Source organism: Mangrovibacterium marinum, assembly GCF_003046625.1.
In the GTDB taxonomy this organism is placed as follows: domain Bacteria; phylum Bacteroidota; class Bacteroidia; order Bacteroidales; family Prolixibacteraceae; genus Mangrovibacterium; species Mangrovibacterium marinum.
Map to the genome: position 1 here is coordinate 20,733 of NZ_QAAD01000003.1, position 10,987 is coordinate 31,719.

Genomic DNA, 10,987 nt, shown 5'->3' on the forward strand with positions numbered 1-10,987 from the left:
AATTGGGAAAGACTGCCTTTTTTGCAATCCGGCGCTATAATCATGCGTATATTGTGTCTAGTTCCACCCAGTTTTAGCTATTTTTGTAGCCCGAACCCGAAAATATTCACCATGTTAAGATACGCCTTCATTCCGGGCTTGATTATGCTATGCTTGGGAACACTGTCAGCACAAAAAAGCAAAGCTCTTTTTAACCAGGAAAATTTATCCGGATGGTATGCCTTTTCCAAAGAAGACGGAAAACTCGAACACGCGGAAGATCTGTTCCGGGTGTCGGACCAGATGATTCACCTTTACGGCCCTAAGGCAGGCTACCTGATGAGCCAAAAATCGTTTCGCGAATTTGTGCTGAAAGCTGAATTCCGCTGGAATACCGACACCACCTTCTCCCGCAAAAGCTCAAAGAAAAACAGTGGACTGATGTATCTGGTACCCAAATCGGCAAAAGACACCCTTTGGCCACAGGGCATTCAATTTCAAATTAAAGAAGGAGCAACCGGCGATTTTATCCTCCTGCAGCATGTAACACTCGAACAAAACGGAACACGTAACCAACCCGGGCCAAGCGTAGTCGTTAAACGAACGGACGATGCTGAAAAAGAAGCCGGCCAATGGAACCAAATTGAAATCCGCGTTGAAAACGGCGAAATCAAACAATTGCTAAACGGCAAACTGGTGAATGAAGGACGCTATCCTTCCGTGACCAAAGGGCGAATCCTATTGCAATACGAAGGCTACCCAATTGACTTCCGGAATATCGAAATCCAAAAATTATAAATTCAGAAATAAGCTTAAGTAAAATGAATCCAAAACAGCTGGTTGGCGAAAAAGCAACCGAGTACATCAAAGATGGAATGATCGTAGGACTGGGAACCGGATCGACAGCCGTCTATGCCATTCAAAAGATCGGACAACTGGTCAAAGATGGCCTGAAAATTCAAGCTGTCCCCACCTCGAAAGCCACCGAACAGTTAGCCCGTGAGCTGAACATCCCTTTGCTCGATATCGATCAGGTTCGCTCCATCGACCTGGCTATTGACGGAGCCGATGAATTTGACCCTCAGAAAAATTTAATTAAAGGTGGCGGCGGGGCTTTGCTGCGCGAAAAAATTGTAGCCTCAATCAGTAAAGAATTTATCTGCATTGCCGACCTGAGCAAAAGCTCCCCGGTGCTGGGCAGCTACCCCCTGCCTGTTGAAGTGACCCCCTTTGCCAGCGAACTGACCGCATACCTGCTCTCCAAGCTGGGATGCACTCCGGTGCTACGCACGGTCAATGGAACCCCCTTCATCACCGACAATCAGAACTACATCATCGATTGTAAGTTCGAGAAAATTGAAGATCCTGCAACATTAACCATCAAACTCAATCAGATTCCGGGAGTGGTTGAAAATGGCTTATTCGCCAATATGGCCACCCGGGTGATTTGTAACACCCCGGATGGTGAAATCCAAGTCATCGAATAAAGGCAAAAAGAAAGGCAAGGCAAAAGAACAAAAATCGTTCAACCAAGCGTTAACAATGCCTGACCATTCAGCCATTTTCGCATGAAACAGCTATAACGAAAAAAGGCAAGAGAACTCGTATTCTTTTGCCTTTTTACTTTCGTCTTTGGTCTTTTGACTTTTGACTTTTGACTTTTGACTTTATTCTTTTGACTTTATTTTTTTAACATTTGCCTTCTAGCTCATCTTATTTAGCCGAAAACTTGTAAATCGTTGTGGTGTGCAAGGTATCTCCCGGCATCAGGATTGTATTCGGGAAGTTCGGGTGATTAGGTGAATCCGGATAGTGTTGAGTTTCCAGACACAAACCCGTTCTGTGGTCAAATGTTTTACCATACTTCCCGGTTAACGAACCATCCTGAAAGTTACCCGAATAAAACTGAATAGCCGGCTCAGTGGTGAAAACCTCCATATAACGCCCCGACTCCGGCTCATAAAGGCTACCGGCCAAAGTCATCTCTCCGGCATTCTGATCCTTGTTCAGAATATAATTGTGATCGTAGCCCAAACCAAGTTTCATGGGTTCATAATCCGAATTGATCCGCTCGCCAATAACTGTCGGGCTGGTGAAATCCAAATCGGTGCCCTTAATCGAAGCGATCTCTCCTGTTGGAATCAACTCCTCGTCAATCACCGTTGTTGAGTCGGCATCCAGATACATGACATGGCTCAAAATATCGCCGTTACCTTCCCCCTTCAGGTTAAAATACGCGTGGTTGGTCAGGTTGAACGGACAAGCTTTATCGGTTGTTGCTTCGTAATCGATTTTCAACTCGTTGTTGTCGGTTAAGGTGTAAGTTACACTCACCTGCTTATTCCCGGGGAAACCAAACTCGCCGTCAGGACTAGCAATGCTCATCACTACGGCCTGTCCTTCGTCGGTCAGTTTTTCTTCGGCATCAAAAACACGATGTTTAAACCCGATCGGTCCATTGTGCAAACAGTTGCCATGATCGTTGGCCGGCAGCTGGTAAGTTGCTGTATCAATGGTGAATGTTGCGTTGCCAATCCGGTTGGCGTACGGCCCGATAATAGCACCGTATTCGTTATCTACATCCAGGTATTCCTGAATCGATTTCCAGCCTAAATTAACATCTGCCAGATTTCCGTCGCGATCGGGTGCAAAAATTGAAACAATCTTACCGCCATAGTTGGTTATCGCGACTTTCATGCCGTTGGTATTCTCCAAAATATACAAACCGGTTTGTTTACCGTCAACGGTCGTTTCAAAGTCAGCCTTGGTATAAGGCATGAGCTCTTTCTTTGCCGGCTGTTGACAGGATGCAAAAGCCAGCGCTAATACAAAGAGAGGAAGTCTTCTCATAAGTGATGAATTAAGTTATTTCGTTTTATGTTGATTTTGTTCTTTGAAAAACAAAGGTGGAAAATACTTTTAAAATTGGCAACTGTTTAATATCCGAATCCGGATATTTTATCTTGTTTAAAAACATCAGGTAGAAATCGACCGGGACATGAACGGTGATGTTCAGTTCCTGCCCCAACAGCAAAGCAATGTCTTTCAATTCCCCGGGCCGATAAATCACCCCATTTTAACCGCTCGGCGTTTGTTAATAATGTTGAACGTCCACAAAATTTTCACGGATTACTGAACTCATTCTCCGCATTATCGTTTATAATTGCAGGTACATCGCAATTCATGGTTCGCAAAATCAGTCATATCACGATCATTTTTCTGTTGTTAATCCTAACAACGGGGATCACTGTATCCAAGCATTTTTGCGGAGAACAACTGGTTGATGTAGCTGTAATGACAGGCACAGCAGATGGTTGTGCAGCTGATGAGGGGGCCTGCGATGCCGACGGATGCTGCCACAACGAAAACCAGGTTTACCAGTTAGACGAAGATTACACGTCTCCATTGGTTCTGGATCATATTACGTTCTTCCCCATTGAATTGGCGACTTTTGCACTGGAATTGCTCCATGAAAGCCTGTTGGCAGAAGAAATTACAAAAATTGCTTACGCGGAATCTCCGCCGCCCAAGCTCGTGGGCGAGCGACTCTCCGACATACAGGTTTATCGTTTATGATTTTTTGAATCGTTCTGTTTTCAGAATCCTCTGATTACACGGACGTCCTATGCTTTTACGTAGCACTGGATCAATTGATTATTACCACTAATCAATCGACATTCAAAAATTATAAATTCTAAAACCATGCTCAACAGAATAATTCGTTTCTTTTTAGAAAACAAGCTGGTTACCTTTCTCATTCTGATTGTTTTGATCAGTTGGGGTGTTGTCAATTCACCGTTCGGGTGGAATACGGGAGTTTTGCCCTCCGACCCGGTTCCGGTGGATGCCATTCCCGACATTGGCGAGAACCAGCAAATTGTCTACACCGAGTGGCCGGGACGCAGTCCGCAGGACATTGAGGATCAGATTTCGTACCCGCTCACCACTTCACTTCTGGGAATCCCCGGCGTGAAAACCATCCGGAGCAACTCCATCTTCGGCTTATCCAGCATCTACATCATTTTTGATGAAAATGTGGAATTTTACTGGAGCCGCACCCGGATACTCGAGAAACTAAACTCATTACCCGCCGGCACACTACCGGAGGACGTAAGCCCCTCGCTGGGGCCCGATGCAACTGCACTCGGCCAAATTTACTGGTACACACTCGAAGGGCGCGATAAGGAAGGCAAGCCGGCCGGCGGCTGGGATCCGCAGGAACTACGCTCCGTACAGGATTACTACGTACGCTACGGGCTGACTTCGGCCCCGGGAGTTGCCGAAGTGGCTTCCATCGGAGGGTTTGTGAAAGAATACCAGGTCGACATCGACCCGAATGCCATGAAAGCTGCCGGAGTCAATGTGATGCAAATTATGAATGCTGTAAAAAACAGCAACCTCGACATTGGTGCCCGTACGCTGGAATACAACCGGGCTGAATACCTGATTCGTGCGTTGGGCTACATTGAAACCATCCAGGATTTGGAGGAAAGCGTTGTGGCTGTAAACAACAATGTGCCGATCCGCATTAAAGATGTGGCCAAGGTGAATTTCGGTCCTGCCACCCGTCGCGGAGGGCTCGACAAAGGCGGGGCTGAAGCAGTGGGAGGTGTTGTAGTGGCGCGCTATGGAGCCAACCCGATGCAAACCATCGAAAACCTGAAAGCCAAAATTGCAGAGATTGCTCCCGGACTACCGTCCAAAACATTAGCCGACGGCACCGTTTCGAAAGTCACCATCGTACCATTTTACGATCGCACCGGCCTGATTAAGGAAACACTGGGAACTTTGGAAGAAGCGCTTTCGCTGGAAATCCTGATCAGCATCATCGTCGTCATTGTGCTGGTGTTGAATTTACGCGCTTCGTTCCTCATCTCCAGTTTGCTTCCCATTGGTGTATTGATGACCTTCATCTTCATGCGGCGCTTTGGCGTAGATGCCAACATTGTAGCCCTATCGGGTATTGCCATTGCCATTGGGGTGATGGTGGATGTCGGGGTCGTCTTCACCGAAAATATCATCCGGCACCTGGATATGCCCGACAACCTGGGAGCCAAAGGCAAAAAACTGCTGACCGTAATCTACGATGCAACCATTGAAGTGGCGGGAGCTGTAATCACAGCCCTGGCAACCACTGTCATTAGCTTCTTGCCGGTTTTTGCCATGGAAGCGGCCGAAGGGAAATTGTTCAAGCCATTGGCCTTCACTAAAACATTTGCCATGCTTTCGGCCTTGTTCATCGGATTGGTCTTCATTCCTGCTTTCGCCAATGTGGTTTTCTCCATCCGGTTCGATAAGCGTAAACTGAAGATTGTCTTCAACAGCATCCTGATTGGTGCCGGCATCGTGCTCCCCGTTCTATCGGGCAACTGGATTGCCCTGGCATTAATTGCCATTGGCGTCAACAACCTGTTGGAATACCGTTGGCCGGAAAACCGCCGGCAATTCACCAATTCTATCAACGTGGGCATTACACTCACCGTTGTGGTATTTTTCATGACCAAAGCCTGGATGCCCATGGGAGCCCAAAACTCCCTACTCGCCAACTTCCTGTTTGCCATTGCTGTTATCGGGGTGGTTTTGGGTTCACTGATGACCATCGTCCATTTTTATGCATCCATTTTGAAATGGTGCCTGGCAAACAAATGGACTTTCCTGAGCATCCCCATTTTTGTCGTCATCCTGGGGATTGTCATCTGGCAGGGATTCAACAAGACCTTTGGTTTCATGCCCGACTTGGTCAAAAACACGAAGACCTGGCAGGCTGCGAACGAGCGCTTCCCGGGAATCGGAAAAGAGTTCATGCCAACGCTCGATGAAGGCTCGTTCCTTTTGATGCCAACAACGATGCCCCACTCCGGCATTCAGGAAAACCTGGATGTGATTGCCATGCTGGATAAAAAAGTGAATGCCATTCCGGAAGTTGAAAATGTCGTCGGCAAATGGGGACGTGTAAATTCGGCACTGGATCCCGCGCCTGTTTCCATGTACGAAAATATCATTAACTATAAACCGGAATACATCCTCAACGAAGACGGGCACCGCATGCGTTTTAAAGTGAATAAAGACAATGCATTTCTGTTGAAGGACGGCTCCGTTTACAATCCGAAAAACGACGGATTCCGCCTGATTGATAAAGCCACGCTGGTTGAAGACAAAAACGGCGAGTACTTCCGCCAATGGCGCGATAATATTCACTCGCCGGACGATATCTGGCAGGAGATCATCAAACAAGCCACCATTCCCGGACTGACATCTGCTCCGAAGTTACAGCCCATCCAAACACGTTTGGTGATGTTGCAAACCGGTATGCGCGCGCCAATGGGCATTAAAGTTTTCGGTCCCGATTTGGAGACCATTGAAAAAGTAGGTTACGAACTGGAGAATGAGCTGAAACAGGTTGATGGTGTGGAGCCAATGTCAGTTTTTGCCGACCGGGTTGTGGGCAAGCCCTATATTGAGCTGAAAATAAACCGGGAGGCGATTGCCCGCTATGGCTTAACCATTCAGGGGATGCAGTCGGTAATTGGAAGTGCTGTTGGCGGTATGCAAAATACAACCACCGTAGAGGGGCGCGAACGCTATCCCGTCAGGGTGCGCTATGCCCGCGAGTTTCGCGATAATCCGGATGATCTGAAGAAAGTCCTCATCCCCACCCCTGCCGGCGTTCAGGTTCCGCTGGGCGAGCTGGTCGACATTCAATATACCCGTGGACCGCAGATGATTAAAAGTGAAGATACCTTTCTGGTTGGCTATGTCATTTTCGACAAAAAACCAGGCTTTGCCGAAGTGGATGTGGTGGAAAACGCCCAGCAATATTTACAGGAAAAGATCGACAGCGGTGAGATCACCATCCCTTCCGGCGTAAAATATGTCTTCACCGGGAACTATGAGAATCAGATCCGCGCCACCAAACGACTGCTGATTGTGGTACCAATTTCGCTGGTTGTGATCTTCCTAATCCTTTACTTCCAGTTTAAATCAGTCACCATGTCGGCCATGACCTTCTCCGGAATACTGGTTGCCTTCTCCGGCGGCTTCCTCATGCTCTGGCTCTACGGGCAAGACTGGTTTATGAATTTCGATCTGGGAGGCATAAATATACGCGACATGTTCCAGATGGGAACCATTAACCTGAGCGTCGCCGTTTGGGTCGGTTTCATTGCGCTGTTTGGCGTCGCTACCGATGATGGTGTGATTATGGGTACTTACCTGAAACAAGTGTTCGGACGGAACAAACCCGGAACAGTTGCCGAAATCCGCCAATCGGTTCTGGAGGCTGGCTCGCAACGGGTACGCCCGGCCATGATGACAGCGGCAACCACTATCATTGCGTTGATTCCGGTACTCACCTCAACCGGTAAAGGTTCCGACATCATGGTTCCGATGGCCATTCCTTCTTTCGGTGGAATGATCATCCAGGTGATGACCATGTTCGTCGTTCCGGTGTTGTTTTGTATGTGGCAGGAACGAAAACTAAAAGCCTCCCCTAAGCCCTCCGACGGACGGGAATCCGGAGACGATTCATCCATCTCAAAAACAAAAGATCATGAAATCTAATTGCCGCATCAATATAAAATCATTCAAAAGCATCGCCCTCATTAAGGGGATGGGGAGCATCCTGTTAAAAGGGATGCTATTGCTATTTGTCTCTTTTTCTCCGCTTCCGGCTTCCGCTCAGCATGATTTGGACAAATACATGCAGGTTGCGGCCGAGAACAATCCTGGGCTGAAAGCCTCATTCAACGAGTACATGGCGGCCCTGGAAACCGTGCCACAAGTTCGCAGTTTGCCCGATCCGCAGGTCATGTTTGGCTATTTCATCAACCCCGTGGAAACCAGAAACGGGCCAATGAACTTCAAAATTGCGGCTTCGCAAATGTTCCCCTGGTTTGGCACCCTGCGGGCCAAAGGCGATGTAGCAACAGAAGCAGCCAAAGCGAAATACGAGATGTTTTTGGAGTCGAAAGCCAAACTCTTTAACGAAGTTCGAAGCACTTATTTCAACCTGTATTTCACAAATGCGGCCATTGCCGTTACCACCGACAACCTCGAGCTATTATCGTCGTTGCAAAGGCTGGCGCTCATCAAGGTTGAAGCAGGGATGAGCTCTTTGGTTGACGAATACCGCATTGAAATGGAAATCGGTGATTTGGAGAACCAGCTGGCCTTGTTGCGCGATAAATTGCTCGCCCAACAAGTGATGTTCAACAAACTGCTGAATCGTGGCGGTCAAGAGCAGATTAGTCTTCCCGACACCCTTTGGGACGAAGGATTGCCCTACACCAAAGCAACTATCCGCGACAGTATTTTGACTCAAAACCACCAGTTGCTCAGCCTCGACATGCAGCAGGAAGCCCTTCAATATAAACAGGAAGCTGCCCGCAAAGAAGGAATGCCGAAAATTATGCTTGGTCTCGACTACACGATCATTGGCAAAGGTGCCAACAACATGTCGGGCAAAGATGCGCTGGTATTACCCCAGGTTGGTATCACCATTCCGCTTTACCGCAACAAATACCGATCGATGATCAACGAAGTGGTGTACCAGCAAACAGCGAAGGCAAACGAGAAGCTCAATAAATCAAATGTTCTGGAAACGGTATTCGAAGGCGGCTGGAAAGATTTTCAGGATGCCGACCGACGGATCACGCTCAATCAGAATCAAGCCAAGCTGGCACGAATGTCCATCGACTTACTGGAGACAGAGTACAGCAACTCGGGCAAGAACTTCGAAGAAATCCTCCGGATGGAGCGCAAACTGCTAATGTACCGACTGGAACTCGAGAAAGCCCGCTCCGACAAGCAGGCTGCGGTATCGTTCATCAATTATTTGATGGGCAAATAAGGGAAGATTAGAATCTTGAATATTAGAATCGAAAGAAAATGAAGAATCTCATTCAAAAAATAAAAGAAAACTACGGATTGGTGATCGTCGTTTTGACTGTGGGCTTGCTGCTGGGTTGGATCATTAGCCCTTCAGATAGTGCTCCGACGACAAGTGAAACAGCAGTTCACGAAGATCACGATCACGAAAGCGAAGCCGAAATCTGGACCTGCTCTATGCACCCGCAAATCCGAATGGATCACGAAGGGAAATGCCCAATATGCTCCATGGATCTAATCCCGCTCAGTTCCATGCAGTCGGACGAGGAAACCGCGAATCCGAATGACATCGTGATGACCGAGTCGGCTGCGAAACTGGCAGCCATCCAAACCATGGCGGTAAGTAAAGGCGCTGCTGAAAAGCAAATCTACCTGCAGGGCAAAGTACAAGCCGACGAACGCAATATTGCAGAAATGACCGCACGCTTTGGCGGACGGATTGAGAAGCTTTTTGTGAACTTTACCGGGCAGCAGGTTCGTAAGGGCGAAAAGCTGGCAACCATCTATTCGCCGGAACTGGTCACTGCCCAACGGGAACTGCTGGAAGCTGTCAAAATGAAAGACTCTCGCCCATCGCTTTACCGCGCTTCCCGCGAAAAGCTGAAACTTTGGGATTTAACCGATGAGCAAATCTCGGCCATTGAAAACGGCGGTAAGCCACAAACGTACTTCGATATTCTTGCGACCATATCCGGCACCGTGATGAACCGCAATATTGCCGTTGGCGACTATGTGAAAACCGGCCAGCAACTGTTTCAACTCATCAACCTCTCGCAGGTTTGGGTTTTGTTCGACGCTTACGAAAGCGATCTTCCCTGGCTGAAAGTTGGCGATCCGGTCAACTTCACCGTTCAGGCGCTGCCGGGCAAGGATTTCAAAGGCAAAATCAGCTACATCGATCCATTTCTGAGTGGCACCAGCCGCGTTGCCAAAGTTCGTGTGGTTGTCAGCAACCCGCAACAAACGCTGAAACCGGAGATGTTTGTCAACGGCATCGCGGAATCTGCGAAAGCCGAAAAAAGCAGCGAGCTGCTGATTCCCAAGTCGGCGGTGCTCTGGACCGGCAAACGATCGGTGGTCTACGTGAAAGTTCCGGACACCGAAAACCCAACCTTCAGCTTCCGCGAAATTGAACTGGGACCGGAAACCGGAAACTACTACGTGGTAGCCAGCGGACTGAACGAAGGCGAAGAAGTTGCCGTAAACGGCGTGTTCAAAATTGATGCGGCCGCACAGCTGCAAGGGCTGCCCAGCATGATGAATCAGCCACAGATCGAATCAGTGGCAAAAACTGATGGCTTCACTCCAAGTGAAACCCACAACACCGAACATGCGATGTTCAGAGTTTCGGGCAACTGCGAGATGTGTAAAGACCGGATTGAAACCGCCGCCCAAAGTATTGACGGCGTTCTTTCTGCCAAATGGGATGCTGACAAGCAAATGATGCACCTCAACTTCGACCCGAAAAAAACCTCGGATGAAGCCGTTCAAAAAGCGATTTCCGCCGTTGGACACGATACCGAGAAATACCAAGCCCCGGATTCGGTGTACAACGAATTGCCCGGATGCTGTTTGTATAGGTAAAGTAATATTGAGTATTGAGTAATAAGTATTGAGTATTCAAACACCCTTATGGACTTTTGAACATTGCACTCTGGTGCTCTAACACAACATATTTGTAAACCATTTAAAATTCAACAAGATGAAAACAAAAGTATTAAGCTTAATTACGGTGTTCCTGCTGGGAACAGCAAGCGTTTTTGCAGCGAGCAAAACGGAAAAATTTAAAGTGTACGGAAACTGCGGCATGTGCGAACAAACAATTGAAAAAGCAGCCCTTTCGGTTGAAGATGTGAGCGCCGCCGATTGGAACAAGGAAACCAAACAAATGGAGGTGACTTTTGACGACTCGAAAACCGATGTGCACAAAGTTCATGCGGCCATTGCTAAAGCAGGTTATGATACCGACATGCACAAAGCCAGCGACGAAGCCTACAACAAACTACACAGCTGTTGCCAATATGAACGGGCACCGGAAAAACCGGTGAAAGAATAACAGCCCGTTGTCCATAACGAGCGACACCCGGCACAGGATCGATCCTGTTTCCGGGTGTTTCTAATT

At 48.0% G+C, this 10,987-nt stretch carries 8 protein-coding genes; 7 read left to right on the top strand and 1 reads right to left on the bottom strand.

All coding sequences use genetic code 11. From position 1 onward, the window contains the following. Positions 1 to 111 precede the first annotated feature (111 nt). Both C8N47_RS03370 and rpiA read left to right on the top strand, forming a co-directional pair. Positions 112 to 777, top strand: coding sequence for a 3-keto-disaccharide hydrolase (locus C8N47_RS03370; protein ID WP_211316028.1), 666 nt, complete (start codon positions 112 to 114; stop codon positions 775 to 777). Between the two features lie 23 nt (positions 778 to 800). Continuing rightward, positions 801 to 1,466 carry a ribose-5-phosphate isomerase RpiA gene (gene rpiA, locus C8N47_RS03375; RefSeq protein ID WP_107821124.1) on the top strand — a complete coding sequence of 222 codons (666 nt, stop codon included), beginning with the start codon at positions 801 to 803 and terminating at the stop codon, positions 1,464 to 1,466. Positions 1,467 to 1,692: 226 nt separating this feature from the next. Here rpiA and C8N47_RS03380 read toward each other — a convergent pair whose 3' ends face one another. Beyond that, the gene (locus C8N47_RS03380; protein WP_107821125.1) at positions 1,693 to 2,829 is read right to left on the bottom strand and encodes an aldose epimerase family protein; all 1,137 of its coding nucleotides are present in this window, start codon (positions 2,827 to 2,829) and stop codon (positions 1,693 to 1,695) included. 333 nt (positions 2,830 to 3,162) lie between these two features. On the opposite strand from C8N47_RS03380, the gene C8N47_RS03390 reads away from it, so the two are divergent. The 5 genes from C8N47_RS03390 to C8N47_RS03410 all read left to right on the top strand — a co-directional run bounded on the left by C8N47_RS03390 (position 3,163) and on the right by C8N47_RS03410 (position 10,921). Continuing rightward, positions 3,163 to 3,555, top strand: a complete 393-nt coding sequence (locus C8N47_RS03390; protein ID WP_107821127.1) for an HYC_CC_PP family protein — start codon at positions 3,163 to 3,165, stop codon at positions 3,553 to 3,555. A gap of 126 nt (positions 3,556 to 3,681) precedes the next feature. Then, complete coding sequence (locus C8N47_RS03395) at positions 3,682 to 7,539, top strand: efflux RND transporter permease subunit (protein ID WP_107821128.1); 3,858 nt, start codon at positions 3,682 to 3,684, stop codon at positions 7,537 to 7,539. Continuing rightward, positions 7,529 to 8,827, top strand: a complete 1,299-nt coding sequence (locus tag C8N47_RS03400; protein ID WP_107821129.1) for a TolC family protein — start codon at positions 7,529 to 7,531, stop codon at positions 8,825 to 8,827. Before C8N47_RS03395 ends, C8N47_RS03400 begins: the two co-directional genes overlap by 11 nt. Positions 8,828 to 8,865: 38 nt before the next feature. Continuing rightward, a complete protein-coding gene (locus C8N47_RS03405; protein WP_107821130.1) occupies positions 8,866 to 10,449 on the top strand; it encodes an efflux RND transporter periplasmic adaptor subunit in 1,584 nt (527 codons plus the stop codon). Positions 10,450 to 10,567: 118 nt separating this feature from the next. Further along, complete coding sequence (locus tag C8N47_RS03410) at positions 10,568 to 10,921, top strand: heavy-metal-associated domain-containing protein (protein WP_107821131.1); 354 nt, start codon at positions 10,568 to 10,570, stop codon at positions 10,919 to 10,921. The last annotated feature ends 66 nt before the right edge of the window (positions 10,922 to 10,987 follow it).